We start from the raw sequence: 23,764 nt of genomic DNA on the forward strand, positions 1-23,764 counted from the left end.
CCATCCCCTCCTCCCCTGTCGAGGTCCTTCGACGGGTCCCGCCAACGCCGTTGTCGTGACGCTCAGTTGTGCGCTCACATCACACTGTGCTTCCTGCGCCTCTCCTGGGCGCGCAACCCTGTTCGCCGTCAGCGGATGTGCTGCCCCGCGTACGCCCCCGTCGGCATGGACTGTGCGTGTTCGGGGGTAAGAGCCCCGGCAGGAGAGGAAGAACGGCGCGTGACGGCTCGGACACGGCGATCGCAGCGCTCCGCCCCAGGTGGCGGGCGGCTCGTGAGGTTCCTGGAGTCGGAACGTGCTCCGGATGCGGCAGCGGCGGAACGGGGGTGAGGGGCAGCGGTGTCCGTTACGGACGGGCGTGTCGACGGCGCCACGTTCGCCGTCGGCGTAGTGGAACCAGGCGGATACGCCTGGCCTGCGGGAACATCGTCTCGCACCATCGGGTTGGAACTGTTGTCGGCTGCCCGGGGCACGAGACGATGGACCGGTGTCGGCAGTTGGAATGAGCGGTCCCCCGTTGCGGGACTAAGCTGCGGAAGGACAGCGAGGGGAGCGTCCCCTCACTGCCTGACCGCTCTGAGGAGCGATTAACGATGTTCGAGAGGTTCACCGACCGCGCGCGGCGGGTTGTCGTCCTGGCTCAGGAAGAAGCCCGGATGCTCAACCACAACTACATCGGCACCGAGCACATCCTTCTGGGCCTGATCCACGAAGGAGAGGGTGTCGCCGCTAAGGCCCTGGAGAGCCTCGGGATCTCGCTTGAGGCTGTCCGCCAGCAGGTGGAGGAGATCATCGGCCAGGGCCAGCAGGCGCCCTCGGGCCACATTCCCTTCACCCCCCGTGCCAAGAAGGTCCTGGAGCTCTCGCTCCGCGAGGCCCTTCAGCTCGGCCACAACTACATCGGCACCGAGCACATCCTGCTCGGCCTGATCCGCGAGGGCGAGGGCGTCGCCGCCCAGGTCCTCGTGAAGCTCGGCGCCGACCTCAACCGGGTGCGGCAGCAGGTCATCCAGCTGCTCTCCGGTTACAGCGGCGGCAAGGAGGCGGCCACGGCGGGCGGCCCCGCAGAGGGCACCCCTTCGACGTCGCTCGTCCTGGACCAGTTCGGCCGCAACCTCACGCAGGCCGCGCGCGAGTCCAAGCTCGACCCGGTCATCGGGCGTGAGCAGGAGATCGAGCGCGTCATGCAGGTGCTCTCCCGTCGCACCAAGAACAACCCGGTGCTGATCGGTGAGCCCGGCGTCGGCAAGACGGCCGTCGTCGAGGGCCTGGCCCAGGCGATCGTCAAGGGCGAGGTGCCGGAGACGCTCAAGGACAAGCACCTCTACACCCTCGACCTCGGCGCCCTCGTCGCGGGCTCCCGCTACCGCGGTGACTTCGAGGAGCGGCTGAAGAAGGTCCTCAAGGAGATCCGCACCCGCGGCGACATCATCCTCTTCATCGACGAGCTGCACACTCTCGTCGGTGCAGGCGCCGCGGAGGGCGCGATCGACGCGGCGAGCATCCTCAAGCCGATGCTCGCCCGAGGCGAGCTGCAGACGATCGGCGCGACCACCCTCGACGAGTACCGCAAGTACCTCGAGAAGGACGCGGCCCTGGAGCGCCGCTTCCAGCCGATCCAGGTCTCCGAGCCCTCGCTGCCGCACACGATCGAGATCCTCAAGGGCCTCCGCGACCGGTACGAAGCGCACCACCGCGTCTCGATCACCGACGCCGCGCTGGTCGGCGCCGCCACCCTGGCGGACCGCTACATCTCCGACCGTTACCTCCCCGACAAGGCGATCGACCTCATCGACGAGGCCGGCTCCCGGATGCGCATCCGCCGGATGACGGCACCGCCGGACCTCCGCGAGTTCGACGAGAAGGTCGCCAACGTCCGCCGCGACAAGGAGTCCGCGATCGACTCGCAGGACTTCGAGAAGGCGGCCTCGCTCCGGGACACCGAGAAGCAGTTGCTCGCGCAGAAGGCGAAGCGGGAGAAGGAGTGGAAGGCCGGCGACATGGACGTCGTCGCCGAGGTCGACGAGGAGCTGATCGCCGAGGTCCTGGCGGCCTCCACCGGCGTCCCGGTGATGAGGCTGACCGAGGAGGAGTCCTCCAGGCTGCTGCGCATGGAGGAGGAGCTGCACAAGCGCGTCATCGGCCAGGAGGACGCCATCAAGGCGCTCTCCCAGGCGATCCGGCGCACCCGTGCGGGTCTCAAGGACCCGAAGCGGCCCGGTGGTTCGTTCATCTTCGCCGGCCCGTCCGGTGTGGGTAAGACCGAGCTCAGCAAGACCCTCGCCGAGTTCCTCTTCGGCGACGAGGAGGCGCTGATCTCGCTCGACATGTCGGAGTTCAGCGAGAAGCACACCGTCTCGCGGCTCTTCGGCTCCCCGCCCGGCTACGTCGGTTACGAGGAGGGCGGCCAGCTCACGGAGAAGGTGCGCCGCAAGCCGTTCTCCGTCGTCCTCTTCGACGAGGTGGAGAAGGCCCACCCGGACATCTTCAACTCGCTCCTCCAGATCCTGGAGGACGGCCGCCTCACCGACTCCCAGGGCCGCGAGGTCGACTTCAAGAACACGGTCATCATCATGACGACCAACCTCGGCACCCGGGACATCTCGAAGGGCTTCAACCTGGGCTTCGCCGCCCAGGGCGACGTCCGCACGGGGTACGACCGGATGAAGGCCAAGGTCAACGACGAGCTGAAGCAGCACTTCCGCCCCGAGTTCCTCAACCGCGTCGACGACACCGTCGTCTTCCACCAGCTCACCCGTGAGGACATCGTCCGCATCGTGGACCTGATGATCTCCCAGGTGGACGAGCGGCTGAAGGACCGGGACATGGGCATCGAGCTCAGCACGGAAGCCAAGGAGCTGCTCGCCAAGCGGGGCTACGACCCGGTGATGGGTGCCCGTCCGCTGCGCCGGACCATCCAGCGCGAGGTGGAGGACATCCTCTCGGAGAAGATCCTCTTCGGGGAGCTTCGTCCGGGCCACATCGTCGTCGTCGGCACCGAGGGCGAGGGTGAGGAGAAGCACTTCACCTTCCGGGGCGAGGAGAAGTCCGCGCTGCCGGACGCTCCCCCGGTGGAGTCGGCCGCCGGAGGCGGGCCGAACCTCTCCAAGGAGGGCTGAGCAGCAGGCGATTCCGTCGGCACGAGGGCCGGCACCCACACTCCGTGGGTGCCGGCCCTCGCTCGTCCGGCGCTGTCTTCCCGACGGCGGCACATGCCCGAGAAGGCTCAGGACGGGTAGGCGCCCTCCGGCACCTCGCTGGTCGTGGCGTTGCCGCCGAGCGACTTCTGCAGGGAGAAGGTGAGCACCGAGTACTGCGTGCCGCCCTGTACGGACCGGGTGGTGAACCTCGCCTTGTCGTCGAACTTCTCGAAGGAGCAGCCGCGGCTGAACGCCTTCTCTGCGGAGTTCCAGTCCGTACCCGTGGTGAAGAAGACCGTGTACGTGCCGTTGGCGACGTTGTTCACCTGTGCGCTCTTGCCCTTCCTCAGGTAGAGCGTGAAGAGGGGCGACCGGCCGCGAGCGAAGGTGACCGCCGCGTCCGACTCGGAGCCGTTGCGCAGGGTCAGCTTGCCGAGGCCGCCGCCCGGGCCGCCTTCGATGAAGGCACCGTTGGCGAGCCTGCGCTTCTTCGGCTTCTCCGTCTTCACCTTGTGCAGCTTGGTGGTGTACCCGAGGTCGTCGAGGCGCTCGATCGCCGCGTGCGCGTCCTTCCGGGCCCGGGCGTCGTGGAGTTCGCTGCGCGGGGCGACGGCGCACCGGCTGTCGCCCTTGACCGCGTCTCCGAGTTCCTGGGCGTACCTGGTGAGTGCGCCGGCGAGTTCGGACTGCGTCTCGAAGGCGTCGTCGGGTGCCTTGACTGCGGTGAGCCGCTCCACAGCGGACTCGGCTTTCCCCGCTGCCTCGTCCACCGCGTGCTCCAGCGCCTTCGCGCCCGACGCCGAGTCGACGTGCGCCAGCGCCCTGTTGAAGGGCTTCAGCGCCTCGGTCAACTCCGCCTTGTACTCGGCCGGTTCGACGGTCGGGGAGGGGCTGGCGCTCTTCCGTCCACCCGCCGGCTTCGCCTCGTCCCCCGCCGACGAGCAGGCTGCGAGCGGCAGCAGGAGCACCACGGCGCCGGCCGCCAGCCCGCGCGCACTTCCCCGCCCGACACCCGCCACGGCCCCTCCCCGATCTCCCCTGCGCGGAACGGTCATTGCCCGCCACGCTCAGGCTTCTCCTGCGGTGCTCGGGTGTCAACTGCGTGTGTACACACCGTGGGCTTTCTGTTACGCAACGCGGCGCCTGAGCAGCAACCGCCGCAGGACGCCGCCCAGTTGGTGCAGGGCGCCACCCACTGCGGCGTCATCGGTGGTCGCGTGCCTCCCCTGCGGCGCGCTGCCCCTGCCACAGGCCGAGCGTCGCGAAGAGGACGGAGATCCCGCCGCCTGTGATCGACACGATGCTGCGTACCGCCTCGCCGGGGAGCGCGGCGCCGAGCACGGCGGCCAGGAGGAGGACACCGCCGGCGGCGTAGAAGGCAGGAGCGGCGGCCTTGTTGGCTGCTCGCCACGCAGCGTCGCCCGAGAGGCTGCGGCGGGTGCGTACGCCGACGAAGCGGTTGCGGGGGAGTCGCTCCGTGGCGCCCAGCCAGGCGGTGACGAGGAGGGCGACGCCGGCCAACAGGAGGACGGCGCCGACGAGGACGCGGGTTCCGGCCCCGTCCTCGTCGAGCGCGAGTGTGGTCCAAGCCACGTCGTGCGGCTGCACCTCCCTTGCGGTGCCGGCTACTTGGGCCAGGGCTGCTGTGCACGCCATCGTTGCTCTCCCCGCATCGGCTGGTGGTAGAGGGCGGGCGCCCCCGTCCTCGGGGCCACCTAACCCGTTGTGCCCGGTTCATGCGGCTTGCGGGCGGCGGTTGTTGAGGTGCTCGACCACCGCGAGCGGAGTGAACGGGGTCACTTCGCGGCGCGCTCCGAAGGGGGCCGGGTGTGGGCTCACGCACAGGGGATGGCGTGCCTACGAAAGGAATTAGGAGACGGTGAAACGGGCCTTCGGGGCGGCGGGCCTGCAGTTTCTGCGCCGTATTGGGGAAGATGGGCGATCCGTGGGCGACTTGCCTGGTTTTTCACACTCTGGAGTCCGTGTCATTACTGTCGTTCTTAGTAGCAACCATCCTTGATGCCCCCCTGGGCGTCCGTTATCACTGGACATGCTTCTTGAGGCAATCAGGAAGCAACCCCCCACATCCGGAGGTAACTCCCTCATGTCCAAGACCACCGCGAAGCGCATGACCCAGGCCCTCGGCAACCGCCGCACCCGGGCGGTCGTCCTGGCGGCAGGGTTCAGCGCCTCGATGGCCCTGGGCGCTGGCAGTGCCATAGCCGCAGACGGCGGCCACTCGGACGCCTTTGCTGCGGGTACTGCGTCGCAGATCGCCGGTTCTGCCCGCGCGCAGGCCGACAACCAGCTCAAGGACGCGGACGCGAAGAAGAAGGCCGCCGACGACCGCAAGGCCGACGAGAAGGCCGAGCGGAACTCCGAGCGGGGCAACGGCTGGACGTCGCCGATCGACGGCGACTACGAGCTGAGCGCGACGTACGGCAAGGACGGCGGACGCTGGGCCTCCGGCCACTCCGGCCAGGACTTCGCCGTGCCGACCGGTACCGGTGTCGAGTCCGTGAACAGCGGCACCGTCGTCAAGGCCGGCGGCAACGGTGCGGGCGACGGCCCCGCCTACGGCAACGCCGTCGTGGTCAAGCACGACAACGGCCAGTTCTCGCAGTACGCCCACCTCGACTCCATCGACGTCAAGGTCGGCGACAAGGTGAAGTCCGGCGAGGAGATCGCGAAGTCCGGTAATACCGGTAACTCCTCCGGTCCGCACCTCCACTTCGAGATCCGTACCTCCGCCGACTACGGGACCGCGATCGAGCCCGTGGATGCCCTGAAGGACCACGGCGTGAAGCTGTGACCCGACCGCGGCGGTCCGCAGGGGCCGCCGCCCCCGTCTCCCAGCCCGGCGCCCGACCCCACCGGTCGGGCGCCGGGCTCGTTGCCGTCGGGTGCGCCTACGGTATGCAGGCGCACGAACGCGCACTGCCAGTGCGGAAGTTGTCCACAGGTAGCGGGGCGGTGTCCCTGCCGCCTGTCACGATCGGCCGATGACGACCACCCCGCGCACGGCACGCCTGCGGGCGTTGCGGCGCGCCAAGGACGCGATGGACCGCAGGCGTTCGGACCCTCGCCTCGACCTCGCCGCCATCGCGGCCCACGCCGGGTACTCCCCGCGCTACTTCCTCCGCGCCTTCAAGCGGACCTACGGCGAGACCCCGCTGCGGTACCTGGGACGCCGGCGCATGGAGCACGCCGAGGAACTGCTGCGCGCGGCCGACCTGTCGGTCACGGAGGTCTGCGAGCGCGCGGGTTTCGCCAGCCTCGGCTCCTTCTCCACGCGCTTCAAGGCGCGTACGGGTGTCGCTCCGGGTGCGTATCGGGCACGCCATCGCGGCGGGATTCGGGGACGCGTCCCGACGTGCTACATGAGGCTTCTCAGCGGTGCTGGAGGTGGTGGAAGGGCCCGGTGCAGAGCTCCGGGGGGCGGCGCCGACGGCCGCGGCGTCGAGGGGTCCGGCGAAGAGGGCAATTTGGAAGAAGCGCGGTGAGCGGCCGACTGCATACGGTGAAGGAACAGTTGGGGAGCCGCAGCGCACGGCGCCCACCGCTGCGAGCCGCCCGTCATATGGTCCGTAACCGTCCGGGAGCCCCCGCATGATCACCGAACTCGCCTTCACCACCCTCTGGTCCACCGATCAGGAGCGCACTCTCGCCTTCTGCACGGAGAAGCTCGGCCTTGAGCTGCGGTGCGACGTGAGAGAGGGGAATGCGCGTTGGATCACGGTCGGGGTGCCAGGCGTGGAGCGTCCCGAGATCGCCGTCATGCCGACCGACGGACCGGGGCTCGATCCGGAGTCGGCGGAGGCACTCAGCACGCTGGTCGCCAAGGGCGTGCTCGGAGTCTGCGCCTTCCATACCGACGACTGCCGGGCGGAGCACCGCCGACTCGAGCAGCGCGGCGTGGAGTTCGTCCTGGAGCCACAGGAACGCCCGTACGGCACCGAGGCAATGTTCCGGGACGACAGCGGCAATTGGTGCGCGCTCACCCAGCCCCACGTGGCCGCGAAGGAGGGGAAGCGATGAACGGCACGCGGCACGGCCTCCGGTCGGAGGCCGTGCCGCCCGGAGCCTCAGCCCCGGGGGAGGCGGTAGACGCCGCCGGCGAGTGGTTCGACGAGCCCGTCGGCCACCAAACCGTCGAGGGCGCGAGCTCGCTGCACCGGTTCGTGCCACACCCTGTCCAGGACTGCCTGCGGCACGGGGTGGTGGGCCTCTCGAAGCACGGCGAGCAGCCGCCCGCGCACCTGGCGGTCGGTGCCGGCATAGGACTGCACCCGCCGTGCCGGCCCCTGGTGCGGAGGGGAACCTGCGAGCCGCCAGGCACAGAGCTGTGCGACGGGGCAGCGTCCACACTCGGGGCTCCGCGCAGTGCACACCAATGCGCCGAGCTCCATCGTCGCGGCGGCCCAACTCGCCGCCGTGGAGTCCTCCTCGGGCAGCATGGCGCGGGCCAGCTTCCGCTCGGCCGCGGTCGTCGCGTTCGGTGGAAACTCCCGTCCGTTGACGGCGCGTGCAAAGACCCGTCGCACATTGGTGTCGAGCACAGCGTGCCGCCGCCCGTAGGCGAACGAAGCGACGGCGGCCGCCGTGTACTCACCCACGCCGGGAAGAGCGAGAAGCTGCGCATGGTCTTCCGGTACGTCGCCTCCGTGGCGTTCCGCTATGGCGGCTGCCGCACCGTGGAGCCGCAGCGCTCTTCGCGGATAGCCGAGGCGGCCCCAGGCGCGCACGGCTTCGCCCGGTTCTTCGGCTGCAAGATCGGCGGGGCGGGGCCAGCGCGAGAGCCACTCCTCGTAGACAGGCAACACCCTGTTGACCGGAGTCTGCTGCAGCATGAACTCGCTGACCATCACGCCCCAGGCGCCAGCCTCGGGGCGCCGCCAGGGAAGGTCCCGGGCGTGCTCGGCGAACCAGTCGATCACAGGGGCGTGGAACTCGCTGGCCGCGCGCTCGACGGGGGAATCGACGGAGGAAGGGGATGTCCGTGGCGCCGGAGAGTCGGCGGAGGAAGTCTCGGTGGTCGCAGTCATGGCAGAGCCGATCCTGGCACGTAGCTCGCCCGTGGGAAAACGGCCACGCGGCACAGCCGCCCACACCCGACGTCCATACAGCCGTGTGCGGGGTTTCGGTCCGCTTCGTACGTGTAATGCCGCTCGTCCTGCGTCTCTGGACGACGGCACCCACTGGCCGTGCGCGCAGACGAGGAGGTGGACTCCCGGTGAAAAGGCAGGAGGCGAAGGCGCATTCGTCAACTCGCGTCGCGCCCGCCCCGAAGTGGTGGACGCAGCAAGGGCGATGGGCCCCACCTGCTGCTCAAGTCAGCGAGTTGGCTGCCCGCGTGCGCGGAGATGGTCCCAATCGTGCTGCATCTGGCGGGCACGGGTCGGCCGTGTGGCTGATGTCTCGTAAGGTTTCCGCGTGGGATCTCTGCGCAATCCGATCGGGCCGCTCCCTTCCTCCATCTACTGGCGTCGAAGGGCAGTTGCCGTTGCCGTCTTGGCACTCCTGGCCGTGGTCGTCGTCTGGGCCGTCTTCCGTGACGCGGGCGAGTCCACCAGCGACGACAGCAAGGGTGGCGGCGGTCCTGCGGCCACGATCACCCCGGGGCCCTCGGACTCCGGCCCCGGAATCAGTGAACGACCTGGCGGCCGTGACGAGGAGAGCGGTTCCGAGGCATCGGACGGCGGCTCCTCCGGCTCGGACGAGGGGGACGGAGACAACGCCGACGACTCGAAGGGCGGCGGTTCCACCGGCGGCTCGGGATGGGGCGATGCGGGCGGCGGCGCCGGCTCCGATTCCGGCTCGACGGGAGGGGCCGGCGGTGAGGGAGCCGGGAGCGACCATGGCGGCGTGCCCGCCGGGTCCTCTCTGCCCGAGTGTCGAAAGGGCGATGTCGAGGTCTCCCTGAAGAGCGTCAAGAAGACGTACGGCAGCGGTATGCGACCACGGTTCAAGCTGGCGGCTGAGAACAACCGAGCCACGGCTTGCAAGCTCGACTTCGGCCCCACGGCGACCGTCGTCACGGTGAAGGACTCGGAGGGAGCGACCGTCTGGGCCTCCGATCACTGCCCGCGCACCAAGAAGCCGGCGTACGTACAGCTCCCCGCCAACCACGAGACAACACGCACCTTCTCCTGGTACCGCAAGGCCAACGCCGCCAACTGCGCCACGCCCAACAGCAGTTCTCTCTCCACCGGTGACTACCGTATCGAGGTGGACCTGCACGGCCTGGAGAAAGTGAGCGCCAAGTTCACGCTGGACTGACCTTCGGCAGGGCCCCGTCGAAGGACGGGGCTCCACCTCGATGAGCTGCTCCGGCTCCTGTGGATGCGCGATCGGTTCGCTCACCTCGCCTGCGTCCTCGGGCTGCTGAGCGCGGGCTGCCGCCGGGCTGTTGGGCGCCTCCGGCGTTCCTCCCCGACGGTGCGCCCCTCGTGGCGGCGACTGCTGAAGCACGGTCGACGCCCGACAACACGGTCGCTGCGGGTGCCCGTTGACAAGCGGCCGAGAGGGCGGGCCACATCCCAGCATGGGCGGCCTCCACCGAGTCGCTTCCCGCCCCGGTGGACCGGCCGCCCGCGCAAACGGAGCACCCGGCCCAAGTCCCGAGCCCCTCGTAACCCACGGCCGGACACCGCTCACCCGGCAGCTCACCGCCGGGCCCCGCTCGTCCGGCAGCCCACGGCCCACGGCTCGTCGACGACGGCAGCGCCCTCTCCCCACCGGGCAACCGTCAGACGTACCGCTCCAGAATCGAGGACTCCGCGAGCCGGGAAAGACCCTCGCGCACGGAGCGGGCCCTGGTCTCGCCGACCCCTTCGACCGCCTGCAAGTCGTCGACGCTCGCCGCGAGCAGCTTCTGTAGGCCCCCGAAGTGCTCCACGAGCCGCTCGATGATGGTGCCCGGAAGCCGCGGAACCTTGGCCAACAGGCGGAACCCGCGCGGCGAGACGGCCGAGTCGAGCGTCTCCGGGGAGCCGCTGTACCCCAACGCCCTCGCCACTGTGGCGAGTTCGAGGAGCTCCGTGTGGGTGAGCCGGTCCAGCTCGGTGAGCGCCTCGGCGACGGTGCGGGCGCGGCGGCCCGCACCGGCGGCCTGCGGTACGTAGTCGCGCGCGACGAGTTCGCGTTCCGGCTCCACTCCGGCGATGAGCTCGTCGAGCTGGAGCGAGAGCAGCCGCCCGTCGGTCCCCAGCTCGACGACGTACTCCGCGATCTCCGTGGCGATACGCCGCACCATCTCCAGACGCTGCGCGACGGCGGTGACGTCCCGCACCGTCACCAGGTCCTCGATCTCCAGCGCCGAGAGCGTGCCCGCCACTTCGTCGAGGCGGAGCTTGTACCGTTCCAGCGTCGCGAGCGCCTGGTTGGCCCTCGAGAGGATCGCGGCCGAGTCCTCCAGGACGCGGCGCTGTCCGTCGACGTAGAGCGCGATGAGCCGCATCGACTGGCTCACCGAGACGACGGGGAACCCCGTCTGGATCGAGACCCGCTGCGCCGTCCGGTGCCGGGTGCCCGTTTCCTCCGTCTCGATGGAGGCGTCGGGGACGAGCTGGACCCCCGCACGGACGATCTTCGAGATGTCGCGGTCGAGGATGAGCGCTCCGTCCAGCTTGCACAGCTCGCGCAGACGCGTCGCCGAGAAGTCCACGTCGAGGACGAAGCCGCCGGTGCACAGCGCCTCCACCGACCTGTCCATCCCGAGGACGATCAATCCCCCGGTGTTGCCGCGCAGTACGCGCTCCAGGCCGTCGCGGAGCGCTGTGCCCGGAGCGACCGCGCTCAGCGAGGCGCGCATCAGACCCTCGGCGCCGGCGCTCTGACCGGCCCTTCCGGGGGCTGTTGCCCGGTCGTTGGCTGCCACTGCACTCCTTCGGTCGTGCGGGTGCCTGTCGGCATCGGGTCGTTGACGTGCATCCGCCGGCAGGGTCGCCGCAACTGGTTTGTCACAAGCGGTTCGTCGTACATGCCTGCCGGCATGTCGCAGGCGACGGGCAAGACCGGGGCAAAGTCTACCGGCGGCGCGCTCACGACCGTGCGGGACCGCCGTGGCCGGGCGTTGTGCGCGGCCGAACTCCCCGGTTGCGGACGGCCGTCGGCGGGTCTGCTCCTCGGCCGACACCCTCAGCCGACGGGCTCCTCGCCCCGGCGCACCGGCCGCTTCGGCAGCACGCGCAGCGCCTCGCCGACATCGGCCACCTCCCGCACGCGCATGCCGTCCGGTATCCGGCCGGGGTCCGCGGGGACGAGCGCGTGCGTGAAGCCGAGCCGCGCGGCTTCGGAGAGCCGCCGCTGCACACCGGTCACCCGACGCACCTCCCCGGCGAGCCCGACCTCCCCGACCGCGACGAGGTTCTTCGGCAGCGGCGTGTCCGAGGCGGCGCTCGCCAGCGCCAGTGCGACGGCGAGGTCGGCGGCCGGCTCGGTGAGCTTCACGCCGCCCACCGTCGCGCTGTAGATGTCCCGCTTGCCGAGCGCGCTGATCCGCCCGCGCTGCTCCAACACGGCGAGCATCATGGAGACTCGGGAGGTCTCCAACCCCGAGGTCGTTCTGCGCGGTGACGGGATCTGGCTGTCGACGGTGAGCGCCTGCACTTCGGCGACGAGCGGGCGCCGTCCCTCGAGCGTCACGGTGAGGCAGGTGCCGGGGACGGGTTCGGCACGGTGTGTGAGGAAGAGCCCGGAGGGGTCGGCGAGGCCGGTGATCCCCTCGTCGTGCAGCTCGAAGCACCCGACCTCGTCGGTCGTGCCGTAGCGGTTCTTCACCCCGCGGACGAGGCGCAGTCTCGCGTGCCTGTCGCCTTCGAAGTGCAGCACGACATCGACGAGATGCTCCAACAGCCGCGGCCCCGCGATCGCTCCGTCCTTGGTGACGTGGCCGACGAGCAGCGTCGACATCCCCCGTTCCTTGGACGCGCGGATCAGGGCGCCCGCCACTTCGCGCACCTGGGCCATGCCGCCCGGCGCCCCTTCGAGCTCGGGCGAGGCGACGGTCTGCACGGAGTCGAGGACGAGCAACGACGGCTTCACCTCGTCGAGATGGCCGAGCACGGCGGAGAGGTCCGTCTCCGCCGCGAGGTAGAGGTCCTCGCTCAGCGCACCGATCCGGTCGGCGCGCAGCCGCACCTGCCCCGCGGACTCCTCACCCGTGACGTACAGGGTGCGTTGGCCCGAACCCGACGCGCGGGCCGCGACATCGAGCAGCAGCGTGGACTTCCCCACCCCGGGCTCGCCGGCCAGAAGCACCACGGCGCCCGGCACCAGCCCACCGCCCAACACCCGGTCGAACTCGGGAACCCCGGTGCTCCGCGCCGTCGCCTGCTCGCCGTCCACCTGCGCGATGGGAAGCGCCGAAGCGGAGACCCTGCCGGGGGCCGTGGTCCGCACCCCGGGGCTCCCTGCCTCCTCGACGGTGCCCCACGCCTGGCACTCGGGGCACCGCCCGAGCCATTTCGCGGTCTGCCAGCCGCACTCGGTACAGCGGTACGCGGGACGGTCCTTGGCGGACGACTTACGGGTTGCCATGGCCCTCACGTTAGCCGCGCCCACCGACAGGGAGCGGCCCCGCCTGCCGGGCGGCCGTCCGTGCCGTACGCCGCGGAACCCCGAACTCGACGGCCTGCCGCGGTACTTAGCGGATATCGTTACCCGCGTCGGTCCTCACCGCTGATAGTCATCCGTACGGATTAAAACTGCGCAACCGGGACCGGTAAAACGCCATCATCCGCCTACCGTCACCGGGTGATGACCAGCAGCCGTGAAGACACCGCAGACCCCACCGGCGCACCACCGGCGCACACCCAGGTGCACCGGCGTCGCGACGACCGCTATCTCGACGGCCTGTTCACCTACTGTCTCTCGGTCGTGTGCGAGCACGAGCCGGCCGTCTCCGCCCTCGGGGAGGCCCTCGCCCTGGCCCACCGCCGCCGCGAGCGAGGCCGCGCCCCCGCGGAGCCGGCGCTGTACCGGGCATGGCTCTACGCGCTCGCCCGCTGGTCGTGCACCTACCGGCTCGCCGCTGCCAGGGAACCCGAGGGCCCGGCGCTGACGGGCGAGGCGCGGGCCCACCGCCGTCGCCAACTCGCCGCGCTCGCCTGGCCGGAGGCGTCCGGGCAGACACCCGTCGAGCGGGACGCGCTCGAACTCGCCGTGCGCCACGGTCTCGGAGCCCGCGAGGTCGCGGCCGTGCTCTCCCTCGACACGCAGGAGGCGAGCGCTCTGGTCTCGCACGCCTCCTGCGAGGTGGAGCGCACCAGAGCGGCGCTCGCCGTCGTCGAGTCCGGCGGCTGCCCCGCCGTCACCGGCCTCGCGGGGGACGAGCAGCTCCTTCTCGGCACCCCGCTGCGGCGCGAACTCGTCCTCCACATCGACGACTGCGGCCGCTGCCGCAGAGCGGCCGAGCGCGCCATGTCGGGCGTGCGGTGGCCCGGCACCGCACCAACCGGCGCCCGTCTCGCGGTACTTGAGGCTCCGCGTGCCGACATCGACGCCGCCGTCGAGGCGGCCCTGCACGCCCGCTCCCGTCGGCTGCCGCGTTTCGACCGCGCCGGCTTCCCCGTCGCGGACCGTGAGCGCGAGGCCCGCCGCGAGCGTCTGCGCGGCCGGGCCGTGACCACCACCGTGGTCGTGGCCGTTCTCGCGGCTCCGGTGCTGACCCTGTGGGCGGCCTGGCGCGACACCTCCGACACGGTCGAAAGCAGCGGCCCGGGCTCCTCCTCCGAGCTCCACGACCGGGACATCCCCTACGAGAAGGCCGGCCAGGCCGCACCGCAGCGTTCGAAGAAGGCGGACGGCGACCACCGCGTCTCGGTGGCGGTGACCCACCCGGCCGGCGACTCCCGCCTCGCGACGCGAGCCGAACCACGGGGGGACGGCGTCGTCCTCACCCTCACCGCCCTCGGCGGCGAGCCCGTCCACTGGTCGGTCTCGACCGAGGCCGACTGGCTGCGCATCGTCCCCCCGCACGGCGTGCTGGAACCGGGCGACGACGTCACGGTGCGGGTCACCGTCGACGCGTCGCGGGCGCCTTCGGGCCGATGGTCGACGCGGCTGGCAGTGGCGCCGTCGGGCGCCGTGGTGAGCATCGCGGGGAGCGGCAGCACCGCGGCTCCCGGCGCGAAGCCGCACCGCCCGTCTCCCGGCCGCCCCGACACCAGCCCCTCCGGACCGTCGAGCCCTGCCGGGCCACCCCGGCCGCCGACGGACCCGCGGCCCCCGGACGATTCGGAGGACCCCGAGTCCCCCGGGGAGCCGCAGGACCCGGAGAGCCCAGGCGAGCCGGAGGAGCCGAGCGAGCCCCCGCCGAGCACCCCGCCGCCCTCGTCCACGCAGCCGTCGACGCTCCCCGCCCGCTGAAACGCGGGGCCGCCTCCGACCGCGGCCGAGTCAGACCGGGTCGGCCGGGTGCGGCGCGAGGAGCGGAAGCTGCGACGCCAGGCGCTGCTCGCAGAGTTCGACGAGCTTGGCGTAGCCGGCCTCGCCCATCAGCTCGGTGAGCTCGGGCTTGTAGGAGACGTAGACGGGCTCGGAGGCGCCGTGCGCGGACGGCGCCCCGGTGCACCACCAGTGCAGGTCGTGCCCGCCGCCGCCCCAACCCCTGCGGTCGTACTCGCCGATGGAGACGTAGAGCACCTCCTCGCCGTCCGGCCGCTCGACCCACTCGTACGATCTGCGGATCGGCACCTGCCAGCAGACGTCGGGCTTGGTCTCCAACGGCTCGCGGTCCTCCTTGAGGGCGAGCGTGTGGAGCGCGCAGCCCTGACCGCCGGGGAAACCGGGGGAGTTGTTGAAGATGCAGGCGCCGTTGTAACGACGGGTCTGGCGCTCGCCCTCCTCGTTCACCTCCGTCCAGCCGGTCTCCGTGCCGACGTTGTGGTTCTCCCACAGCTCCGGCGTGAGACGCGCCACGTGCCCGGCTACGCGCTCCTCGTCCTCCTCGTCGGTGAAGTGCGCGCCCAGTGTGCAGCAGCCGACCTCGGCGCGGCCCGGGGTGATCCCGCTGCAGCCGCGGCCGAAGATGCAGTTCCAGCGGCTCGTGAGCCAGGTCAGGTCGCACCGGAAGACCTGTTCCTCGTCGGCGGGGTCGTCGAACTCCACCCACGCACGTGTGAAGTTGAGGCCCACCTCCTCGTCGCGCGCCTCCCGGCCAGGAGCCGTGCGCTGCCCCGGAGTTGTTGCTACCGCTTCGTCTACGCCCACGTCGCCCGCTTCCGTACTGCCCTGGTTCATATGCTTCGCCGCTTTCGTCGTACCCACGCGCCCCAGCGTAAGAGAGAGAGCACGCGCCCTTTGCACGGCGCACCCACGGACCGTTCGCCGTTGGTCCATCGGCTCTTCCAGCACGCGCAGGCGACGGCGGCTAGCGTGCTGTCCATGAGACTCGGAGTGCTCGACGTGGGTTCGAACACGGTCCATCTGCTGGTGGTCGACGCGCACCCCGGCGCGCGCCCCCTCTCCGCCTACTCCCACAAGGAGGAACTCAAACTCGCCGAACTCCTCGACGCGCGCGGTGCGATCAACGCGCAGGGCGTCGAGCGCCTCGCCGAGGCCCTGCGCACCGCTTCACGGATCGCCGAGGACAAGGGCGTCGAGGACCTTCTCGCCTTCGCCACCTCGGCGGTCCGCGAGTCGAGCAACGCGGAGAGCGTCCTCGCGCACCTCGCAGAGGAGACGGGGGTCAAGCTCCAGGTCCTCTCGGGCCCCGAGGAGGCGCGGCTCACCTTCCTCGCCGCGCGGCGCTGGTTCGGGTGGTCCGCGGGACGGCTCCTCGTCCTCGACATCGGCGGCGGCTCCCTGGAGATGGCGTACGGGATCGACGAGCAGCCCGACGCCGCCGTCTCCCTCCCGCTCGGCGCCGGCCGGCTCACCTCGACGCTGCCGGGCGACCCGCCCGAGGCCGGCGCCTTCCGCTCGTTGCGGCGGTACGTGCGCGCCGAAATCGCCCGTACGGTGGGGGACTTCACCCGGCTCGGCAGCCCGGACCACGTCGTAGGCACGTCGAAGACCTTCAAGCAGCTTGCCCGCCTGGCGGGAGCGGCACGTTCCTCCGAAGGACCGTACGTACGGCGGCAGCTCACCCGCGAGGCGCTCGAAGGCTGGGTGCCGAAGCTCGCCGCGATGCCGTCGGACGAGCGGGCTGCGCTCCCCGGTGTCTCCAGGGGCCGAGCACGGCAGCTCCCGGCGGGTGCGCTCGTCGCGGAGGGCGCCATGGACCTCTTCGGCGTCGACGCTCTGGAGACGTGCCCGTGGGCGCTGCGCGAGGGGGTCATCCTGCGCCGCCTCGACCACCTGGACACCGCATAGCCGAACCGGCGCCGCCTCGCCGGGCCGCCGCACGGGCGTGCCTGCGGTCGCGGGCCGAGGGCGGCCCGGGCTTCCGCGGTCAGGCGTTCTAGGCTGTGCCCGTGGTCGAGCGAGCGATGCGTACCCCCGGCGCCAAGGTCGCGTTGTCCACCGCCTCGGTCTATCCGGAGTCCACGGCGGCGGCCTTCGAGATCGCGGGACGCCTTGGTTACGACGGCGTCGAGGTGATGGTCTGGACCGACCCGGTGAGCCAGGACATCGAAGCACTCCGCCGCCTCTCCGACTTCCACGGGGTCCCCGTCCTCGCCGTCCACGCCCCCTGCCTGCTGATCACCCAGCGCGTCTGGTCGAAGGACCCGTGGGAGAAGCTGAAGCGGGCACGGAGCGCGGCGGAGAGCCTCGGCGCCTCCACCGTCGTCGTCCATCCGCCCTTCCGCTGGCAGCGGTCGTACGCACGGGACTTCGTGCGCGGCGTGTGGCGGATGGCGGACGAGACCGACGTCAGGTTCGCGGTCGAGAACATGTACCCCTGGCGCTACCGCGACCGCGAGATGCTCGCCTACGCCCCCGACTGGGACCCGACCACCGACGACTACCGGCACTTCACCATCGACCTCTCCCACACCGCGACGGCCCGCACCGACACCCTCGCCATGGCGGCCCGCATGGGGGACCGCCTCGGCCACGTGCACATCGCCGACGGCCTCGGCTCCAGCAAGGACGAGCATCTCGTACCGGGGCGCGGCAGCCAGCCCTGCGCCGAGCTGCTGCAACAGCTCGCGACGCAGGGGTACGACGGACACGTCGTTGTCGAGGTGAACACCAGGCGCGCCATGTCGGCCGCCGAGCGCGAGGCCGACCTCGCGGAGGCGCTCGCCTTCACGCGCCACCACCTCGCGGGCGAGGCCGGCGCGTGACCGCGGGGCGGCGAGGGCGCGGCAGGCCCCCACGCGACGAGGGCGCGGGTCCCAGCACGAGGGAGCGCATCCTCGCCTCCGCGCGCGCCGAGTTCGCCGGTCGGGGCTACGACAAGGCGTCGATCCGCGCGATCGCACGCGGAGCCGACGTCGACCCGGCGCTGGTCCACCACTACTACGGCACGAAGGAGCAGGTCTTCGCGGCGGCCGTCGAGGGCGCGCTGGCGCCGGTGCTGAAGGTGCCGGACGTGCTCGCCGCGAGCACGCCCGACGGCTTGGGCGAGGCGGTGGTCAAGACCTTCCTCGACGTCTGGGAGGACCCCGAGACGTGCGAGCCCCTGGTGGCCATCGTCCGCTCGGCCGTCAGCAACGAACAGGCGGCCGCCGTCTTCCGCGGGATGATCATCAAGCACCTGATGTCCCGCGTCGCCGGCCAAGTGTCGGTCCCGGACCCCGAGTTCCGCGTCGAACTGGCGGCGACGCAACTGGTGGGGGCCGCGCTGCTCCGGTACGTCATCAAGATCGAGCCGCTCGCTTCCCGACCGCTCGAGGACGTCGTCGAGCGCCTCGCGCCGATCGTGCAGCACCATCTGACCGACCCCTGACCTTGACGCTCACGTCACGGCGCACCGGTGGCTGCGGGCGCCGGCCGCGGCACGCGTGCCTCCGGAGCACCCGGACCGGTCTCATCATCCGAACCACGGGTCCGGATCGCGGTCCCCGGGCGTAGGCTCGATGACTCAGGAGTGCACGTTCCGGCCCGCAACGGCCGACGGTCGAGACCGCAGTCGACGTTCGGCACAGCGGGACGGGGCGCGCCCGTCGTACGCACAACACGTGCTCACAAGGGAGTGGAGCAGCCATGCCCGAGCTCAGGTCCCGCACCGTCACCCACGGCCGCAACATGGCGGGGGCGCGCGCCCTCATGCAGGCATCCGGGGTAGCCCGCGAGGACTTCGGGAAGCCGATCGTGGCCGTGGCCAACAGCTTCACCGAGTTCGTCCCCGGGCACACCCACCTCCAGCCGGTCGGCCGCATCGTCAGCGACGCGATCAAGGCGGGCGGCGGCATCCCGCGCGAGTTCAACACCATCGCCGTCGACGACGGCATCGCGATGGGCCACGGCGGCATGCTCTACTCCCTGCCGTCGCGCGACCTCATCGCCGACTCCGTCGAGTACATGACGGAAGCGCACTGCGCCGACGCGCTGATCTGCATCTCGAACTGCGACAAGATCACCCCGGGGATGCTGATGGCGGCGATGCGCCTCAACATCCCCACGGTCTTCGTCTCGGGCGGCCCGATGGAGTCGGGCACGGCCACCCTCGTCGACGGCTCCGTCCGCAAGCTCGACCTCATCACCGCGATCTCCGACTCGGCCGACGAGTCCGTCTCCGACGAGGACCTCCGTCGCATCGAGGACAGCGCCTGCCCCACCTGCGGCTCCTGTTCCGGGATGTTCACCGCCAACTCTATGAACTGCCTCACCGAGGCGATGGGCCTCGCGCTCCCGGGCAACGGCTCCGTCCTCGCCACCCACACCGCGCGCCGCGACCTCTACGAGAACGCCGGCCGCACCGTCGTCGAGCTCGCCCGCCGCCACTACGACGAGGGCGACGAGACGGTCCTCCCGCGGAACGTCGGAAGCCGCCCCGCGTTCGAGAACGCCATGGCCCTCGACATCGCCATGGGCGGCTCCACCAACACGATCCTCCACCTCCTCGCCGCCGCCCAGGAGGCCGAGCTCGACTTCACGATGGCCGACATCGACGCTCTCTCGAAGCGCCTGCCGTGCCTCAGCAAGGTCGCCCCCAACGTCGCCGAAGGCCGCACCTACTACATGGAGGACGTCCACCGGGCCGGCGGCATCCCCGCGATCCTCGGCGAGCTCTACCGCGGCGGCATGCTCAACGAGGACGTCCACACCGTCCACGCTCCCTCGCTCGCCGACTGGCTGAAGAGCTGGGACATCCGCGGCGGCTCCCCGTCCGCCGAGGCGCTCCAGCTCTTCCACGCCGGCCCCGGCTGCGTCCGCTCGGCCGAGGCGTTCTCCCAGTCCGAGCGCTGGGACACTCTCGACACCGACGCCGCCCACGGCTGCATCAGGGACGTCGAGCACGCCTACTCCTCCGAGGGCGGCCTCGCCGTTCTCCACGGCAACCTCGCGGAGAACGGCTGCGTCGTGAAGACGGCAGGCGTCGACGAGTCGATCCTCACCTTCCGGGGCCCCGCCGTCGTCTGCGAGTCCCAGGAGGAGGCGGTCGAGCGCATCCTCAACAAGACGGTGAAGGAGGGCGACGTCGTCGTCATCCGCTACGAGGGCCCCAAGGGCGGCCCCGGCATGCAGGAGATGCTCTACCCGACCTCCTTCCTCAAGGGCAGGGGCCTCGGCAAGGCGTGCGCCCTCATCACCGACGGCCGCTTCTCCGGCGGCACCTCCGGCCTCTCGATCGGGCACGTCTCCCCCGAGGCGGCGGGTGGGGGCGCCATCGCCCTCGTCGAGGACGGGGACGAGGTCGTCATCGACATTCCGCAGCGCACGCTGAGCCTCAACGTCCCCGAGGACGAGCTCGCCTCGCGCCGCGAAGCCCTCGCCGGCGCGTACGCCCCCAAGTCCAGGGAGCGCAAGGTCTCCACGGCCCTCCGCGCCTACGCGGCAATGGCCACGAGCGCCGACAAGGGCGCGGTCCGCGACCTCGGCCTCCTGGAGCGCTGACCCGCTTACGGGCGGGACCCGCTGCCGGCGAGCAGCGGGTCCCGCCCGTCCTCGGAATCCCCCTCGAACCGGGCCGAGGCCGCCCCTGTGGATAATCGGCAACGTGCCCGACAACGACCGATCCGCCAGCGAGCCCACCCCCGAGCCGATCCGCTTCTACGGCACCACCTGGGTCGACCATTCCGCCGGCTACGCCCTGCGCCGCGTCGGCCTCGGCCTCGGGGCGGTGGTCGCCGCCGTGCTCGGTGCGTTCCTACTGCGTTTCGCCTACGAGGGCGTCGCCATCGCGGAGGTGGGCAGTTGGGCGGAGATGCTGCTCGTCCTCGCCTTCGCCGTGTGCAGTGCGCTCGCCTTCTCGCGCACGCTCGGCTCGTACAGCAGGCGTCCCGACGCCAAGGACGCGGCGGTCGAATCCTCGATGCGCAGCATCCGGCTGGTCGGCTTCGTCGGCGTGCTCCTCGCCTACGCCCTCCGCACCGTTGTCGAGGCGCCCGGCGAGAAGCTCGCCCGCGCCGAGTACGAGCAGGCCCTCGCCCGCCACCACCGCCGCCGCGCCGCCCGTACCGGCAATCCCGCAGCGAAGCGCCGCTCCCGCCGCCGCTGACGCTTGACGCCTTCCGGCACCGTGCGCTGACTCCCCACAGCCACGTCCAGCTCGTCGAAGAGCGCCGGGCGTTCCGCGAGCCTCACCGACGCGGGTGCGCGACCCCGTACACGAACGAGCCCTGCCTTGACGGACCTTGACGCGGAGAATGCGTCAATCCATAATTCCACACATGGTGAATAAAGACGCAGCCCCGCCTTCCCCGGGCACACCGGCGATCGAAGCAGCAGGTCTCACCGTGCACCGCGGCACCCGCCGTGTCCTCGACGACCTCTCCTTCGCCGTCGAGCCCGCTCGCGTCACCGGCCTCCTCGGTCCGTCCGGAGGCGGCAAGTCCACTCTGATCCGCGCCATCGTCGGCACCCAGGCGAAGGTCAGCGGCACGCTGCGGGTGCTCGGCCGCCCGGCGGGCTCGGCGCCTCTCCGCTCCCGCGTCGCCTATGTGACGCAGTCCCCCTCCGTCTACCTCGACCTCACACCGCGCCAGAACCTCGACTACTACGCCTCCGTCCTCGGCATCCCGCGCAAGGAGCGCCCGGCACACGTCGAGCGCGCCCTCGCCGAGGTCGACCTCACGTCCCACGCAGACGACCTCACGGGCAGCACCTCGGGAGGCCAGCGCTCCCGCGTCTCCCTCGCCGTCGCGCTTCTCGGCGCCCCGCAACTCCTCGTGCTCGACGAGCCGACCGTCGGCCTCGACCCGGTCCTCCGGCGAGACCTCTGGGACCTTTTCCACCGCCTGGCCGAGAGCGGCACCACCCTCCTCGTCTCCTCGCACGTCATGGACGAGGCCGAGCGCTGCGACCACCTGCTCCTCCTGCGCGAGGGCCACCTCCTCGCGGCCGACACCCCGGAGAACCTCCGCACCCGCACCAACGCCCCGACCGTCGAGGACGCCTTCCTCGCGCTGGTCGACGAAGCCTCAGCGCACCACTGACGCCATCCTCCCGAGCGCCGAAGAAGGCCGCCATGAACGTCACACGCACCCTGGCCACAGCCCGCCGCGTCCTGCGCCAGCTCAGCCACGATCCCCGCACCATCGCCCTGCTCCTTCTGGTGCCGGTCTTCCTGCTGGTGCTCCTGTACTACGTCTTCGACGCGGACCGCCGGAGCTTCGACGGCATCGGCGCCTCTCTCCTCGGCATCTTCCCGCTGGTGACGATGTTCCTGGTCACCTCGATCGCGACGCTCCGTGAACGCACCTCGGGAACCCTCGAGCGCCTGCTCTCCATGCCTCTCGCCAAGGCCGACCTGATCGGGGGGTATGCGCTCGCCTTCGGTCTGCTCGCGGTCGTCCAGGCCGCGGTCGCCACCGGCACCGCGATCTGGCTCCTCGACCTCAACATGGCGGGCTCCCCCTGGCTCCTCCTGCTCGTCGCTCTCCTCGACGCGCTCCTCGGCACCGCGCTCGGGCTCTTCGTCTCGGCTTTCGCCGCCTCCGAGTTCCAGGTCGTCCAGTTCATGCCGGCCGTGATCTTCCCGCAGATCCTCCTGTGCGGGCTCTTCGCACCACGCGGCTCGATGCAGCCGGTCCTCGAAGCCATCTCGAACGTCCTCCCGATGTCCTACGCGGTAGACGGTATGAACGAGGTACTCCGCCACACCGACCTCACCGGCGACTACGTCCGGGACCTGGTGGTCGTCCTCGGCTCCGCGCTGCTCGTCCTCGCCCTCGGCGCTGCGACCCTCCGCCGCCGAACGGTCTGACCACCCGGGACACGTCGACGCCGGGTGCGGCGGCGGTGGAAGGATGCCGGGGGACCGCCGGCTCCGGCCGGCCGCTGTCAGGCACGTGTAGGAGATGAACCGCCAGATGACACAGAAAGTCGCAGTCCTCGGCACCGGCAAGATCGGCGAGGCCCTGCTCTCCGGAATGCTGCGGGGTGGCTGGTCCCCCTCCCACCTCATGGTCACCAGCCGGCGCCAGGAGCGAGCCGACACCCTGCGCGCTCGGTACGGAGTGGAGGCCGTCTCCAACCCGGAGGCCGCCAAGAGCGCGGACGTCCTCATCCTCACCGTCAAGCCGCAGGACATGGCGACCCTTCTGGAGGAACTCGGACCGCACACCCCGGCGGACCGGCTCGTCATCAGCGGTGCCGCAGGTCTTACCACGTCCTTCTTCGAGGAGCGCCTTCCCCAGGGCGTTCCCGTGGTCCGCGTCATGACCAACACCCCGGCCCTCGTCGACGAGGCGATGTCGGTGATCTCCGCGGGAACACACGCCACGGAGACCCACCTCTCCCTCGCCGAAGAGATCCTCAACGGAGTCGGCAAGACGCTCCGTGTCCCCGAGTCCCAACAGGACGCCGCCACCGCCCTCTCGGGCTCGGGCCCCGCCTACTTCTACTTCCTCGTCGAGGCGATGATGGACGCCGGCATCCTGCTGGGTCTGCCGCGCGACAAGGCGCACGAGCTGGTGGTCCAGGCAGCCGTCGGCGCGGCGGCGATGCTCCGCGACAGCGGCGAACGCCCGGTGACCCTCCGCGAAAATGTCAGCTCTCCGGCGGGCACGACCATCAACGCGATCCGCGAGCTGGAGAGCCACCGCGTCCGCGCGGCCTTCATCGACGCCATCGAGGCGGCCCGCGACCGGAGCCGGGAACTCGGCTCCTGAGCCCGACTCGTCGAGGCTTGACAGTGGTGGGGGTGGTCCGTAGTGTTCTCCGAGCTGCCCCGGAGGCTTTGTGTTTGTGTGGGTGGCTCTTCTGCCGTCTGGTGGCGGTCTCTTCTGGTTGGTTTTCTCGTTTCTTTGCGGGTTTTCTGCGTGCCTTTTTTGGGTGTGTGGGGGCTGGTGGGGGAATGGGTTCCGGATTTTGTGTGGTCTGGGTGATCGACTAATGTGGGGGTCGCGTCGGAAGGCGTCCCGCCGGCCGGGTTGGTTGGATTCGGGTTCTTGCTTTTTCTTCTCCGTGTGAGGGGGAAGGGTGGGAATGGGAGTCTGATAGAGTCGGAGACACCGAGAGGGAAGCGCCCGGAGGGCCCTGGGAGGGGTTCGATGGAAGCGTTCGTTCTTTGAGAACTCAACAGCGTGCCATTTAGTCAACGCCAAGTTTGTTGATGCCCGTACCTG

At 70.8% G+C, this 23,764-nt stretch carries 20 protein-coding genes; 14 read left to right on the forward strand and 6 right to left on the reverse strand.

Features of this window, described 5'->3' with window-relative positions; genetic code table 11:
- Nucleotides 1–593: 593 nt before the first annotated feature.
- On the forward strand, nucleotides 594–3,119 hold the full coding sequence (locus tag F603_RS0128270) for an ATP-dependent Clp protease ATP-binding subunit (RefSeq protein WP_019549294.1): 2,526 nt from the start codon (nucleotides 594–596) through the stop codon (nucleotides 3,117–3,119).
- 107 nt (nucleotides 3,120–3,226) lie between these two features.
- Here the strand turns inward: F603_RS0128270 and F603_RS0128275 are convergent, their stop codons facing one another.
- Both F603_RS0128275 and F603_RS0128280 read right to left on the reverse strand, forming a co-directional pair.
- Nucleotides 3,227–4,159 (reverse strand): hypothetical protein, encoded by a 933-nt coding sequence (locus F603_RS0128275; RefSeq protein ID WP_019549295.1) that lies wholly within the window; start codon nucleotides 4,157–4,159, stop codon nucleotides 3,227–3,229.
- Between the two features lie 184 nt (nucleotides 4,160–4,343).
- The gene (locus F603_RS0128280) at nucleotides 4,344–4,733 is read right to left on the reverse strand and encodes an SdpI family protein (RefSeq protein WP_245600926.1); all 390 of its coding nucleotides are present in this window, start codon (nucleotides 4,731–4,733) and stop codon (nucleotides 4,344–4,346) included.
- 511 nt (nucleotides 4,734–5,244) lie between these two features.
- Here F603_RS0128280 and F603_RS0128285 point away from each other — a divergent pair.
- The 3 genes from F603_RS0128285 (at nucleotide 5,245) to F603_RS0128295 (ending at nucleotide 7,178) form a co-directional block, all read left to right on the forward strand.
- Nucleotides 5,245–5,952, forward strand: a complete 708-nt coding sequence (locus F603_RS0128285; protein ID WP_019549297.1) for a M23 family metallopeptidase — start codon at nucleotides 5,245–5,247, stop codon at nucleotides 5,950–5,952.
- A gap of 190 nt (nucleotides 5,953–6,142) precedes the next feature.
- Nucleotides 6,143–6,643 carry a helix-turn-helix transcriptional regulator gene (locus F603_RS0128290; protein WP_019549298.1) on the forward strand — a complete coding sequence of 167 codons (501 nt, stop codon included), beginning with the start codon at nucleotides 6,143–6,145 and terminating at the stop codon, nucleotides 6,641–6,643.
- A gap of 106 nt (nucleotides 6,644–6,749) precedes the next feature.
- Nucleotides 6,750–7,178, forward strand: coding sequence for a VOC family protein (locus F603_RS0128295; protein ID WP_019549299.1), 429 nt, complete (start codon nucleotides 6,750–6,752; stop codon nucleotides 7,176–7,178).
- A 47-nt stretch (nucleotides 7,179–7,225) separates the two neighbouring features.
- On the opposite strand, the gene F603_RS0128300 is transcribed toward F603_RS0128295, so the two are convergent.
- A complete protein-coding gene (locus F603_RS0128300) occupies nucleotides 7,226–8,185 on the reverse strand; it encodes an HhH-GPD family protein (protein WP_019549300.1) in 960 nt (319 codons plus the stop codon).
- Between the two features lie 466 nt (nucleotides 8,186–8,651).
- Here F603_RS0128300 and F603_RS0128305 point away from each other — a divergent pair, with 466 nt between their 5' ends.
- A complete protein-coding gene (locus tag F603_RS0128305; RefSeq protein WP_019549301.1) occupies nucleotides 8,652–9,419 on the forward strand; it encodes a hypothetical protein in 768 nt (255 codons plus the stop codon).
- Nucleotides 9,420–9,888: 469 nt separating this feature from the next.
- Here F603_RS0128305 and disA read toward each other — a convergent pair whose 3' ends face one another.
- Complete coding sequence (gene disA / locus F603_RS0128310; RefSeq protein ID WP_019549302.1) at nucleotides 9,889–11,019, reverse strand: DNA integrity scanning diadenylate cyclase DisA; 1,131 nt, start codon at nucleotides 11,017–11,019, stop codon at nucleotides 9,889–9,891.
- Nucleotides 11,020–11,279: 260 nt separating this feature from the next.
- Nucleotides 11,280–12,680, reverse strand: a complete 1,401-nt coding sequence (gene radA / locus F603_RS0128315) for a DNA repair protein RadA (protein ID WP_019549303.1) — start codon at nucleotides 12,678–12,680, stop codon at nucleotides 11,280–11,282.
- Between the two features lie 219 nt (nucleotides 12,681–12,899).
- On the opposite strand from radA, the gene F603_RS0128320 reads away from it, so the two are divergent.
- The gene (locus tag F603_RS0128320; protein ID WP_019549304.1) at nucleotides 12,900–14,510 is read left to right on the forward strand and encodes a hypothetical protein; all 1,611 of its coding nucleotides are present in this window, start codon (nucleotides 12,900–12,902) and stop codon (nucleotides 14,508–14,510) included.
- A gap of 30 nt (nucleotides 14,511–14,540) precedes the next feature.
- On the opposite strand, the gene F603_RS0128325 is transcribed toward F603_RS0128320, so the two are convergent.
- The gene (locus F603_RS0128325; protein WP_425427029.1) at nucleotides 14,541–15,410 is read right to left on the reverse strand and encodes a DUF3109 family protein; all 870 of its coding nucleotides are present in this window, start codon (nucleotides 15,408–15,410) and stop codon (nucleotides 14,541–14,543) included.
- A 117-nt stretch (nucleotides 15,411–15,527) separates the two neighbouring features.
- On the opposite strand from F603_RS0128325, the gene F603_RS0128330 reads away from it, so the two are divergent.
- From F603_RS0128330 to proC, 8 genes are all read left to right on the forward strand, one after another.
- The gene (locus F603_RS0128330) at nucleotides 15,528–16,457 is read left to right on the forward strand and encodes a Ppx/GppA family phosphatase (RefSeq protein WP_026328790.1); all 930 of its coding nucleotides are present in this window, start codon (nucleotides 15,528–15,530) and stop codon (nucleotides 16,455–16,457) included.
- Nucleotides 16,458–16,573: 116 nt separating this feature from the next.
- On the forward strand, nucleotides 16,574–17,374 hold the full coding sequence (locus F603_RS0128335) for a sugar phosphate isomerase/epimerase family protein (RefSeq protein ID WP_019549307.1): 801 nt from the start codon (nucleotides 16,574–16,576) through the stop codon (nucleotides 17,372–17,374).
- Entirely contained in the window at nucleotides 17,371–17,979 is a 609-nt protein-coding gene (locus F603_RS0128340; protein WP_019549308.1) for a TetR/AcrR family transcriptional regulator, read from the forward strand. Before F603_RS0128335 ends, F603_RS0128340 begins: the two co-directional genes overlap by 4 nt.
- 257 nt (nucleotides 17,980–18,236) lie before the next feature.
- Nucleotides 18,237–20,090, forward strand: a complete 1,854-nt coding sequence (gene ilvD / locus F603_RS0128345) for a dihydroxy-acid dehydratase (protein ID WP_019549309.1) — start codon at nucleotides 18,237–18,239, stop codon at nucleotides 20,088–20,090.
- Nucleotides 20,091–20,193: 103 nt separating this feature from the next.
- Complete coding sequence (locus tag F603_RS0128350; protein WP_019549310.1) at nucleotides 20,194–20,694, forward strand: hypothetical protein; 501 nt, start codon at nucleotides 20,194–20,196, stop codon at nucleotides 20,692–20,694.
- Between the two features lie 238 nt (nucleotides 20,695–20,932).
- Nucleotides 20,933–21,631: an ABC transporter ATP-binding protein gene (locus F603_RS0128355; protein WP_019549311.1), complete on the forward strand. Its 699-nt coding sequence runs from the start codon at nucleotides 20,933–20,935 to the stop codon at nucleotides 21,629–21,631.
- Between the two features lie 32 nt (nucleotides 21,632–21,663).
- Nucleotides 21,664–22,401 carry an ABC transporter permease gene (locus tag F603_RS0128360; RefSeq protein ID WP_019549312.1) on the forward strand — a complete coding sequence of 246 codons (738 nt, stop codon included), beginning with the start codon at nucleotides 21,664–21,666 and terminating at the stop codon, nucleotides 22,399–22,401.
- A gap of 106 nt (nucleotides 22,402–22,507) precedes the next feature.
- Nucleotides 22,508–23,308 (forward strand): pyrroline-5-carboxylate reductase, encoded by an 801-nt coding sequence (gene proC, locus F603_RS0128365; protein WP_026328793.1) that lies wholly within the window; start codon nucleotides 22,508–22,510, stop codon nucleotides 23,306–23,308.
- The last annotated feature ends 456 nt before the right edge of the window (nucleotides 23,309–23,764 follow it).

This window comes from Streptomyces sulphureus DSM 40104, assembly GCF_000381025.1.
Taxonomy (GTDB): Bacteria; Actinomycetota; Actinomycetes; order Streptomycetales; family Streptomycetaceae; genus Streptomyces; species Streptomyces sulphureus.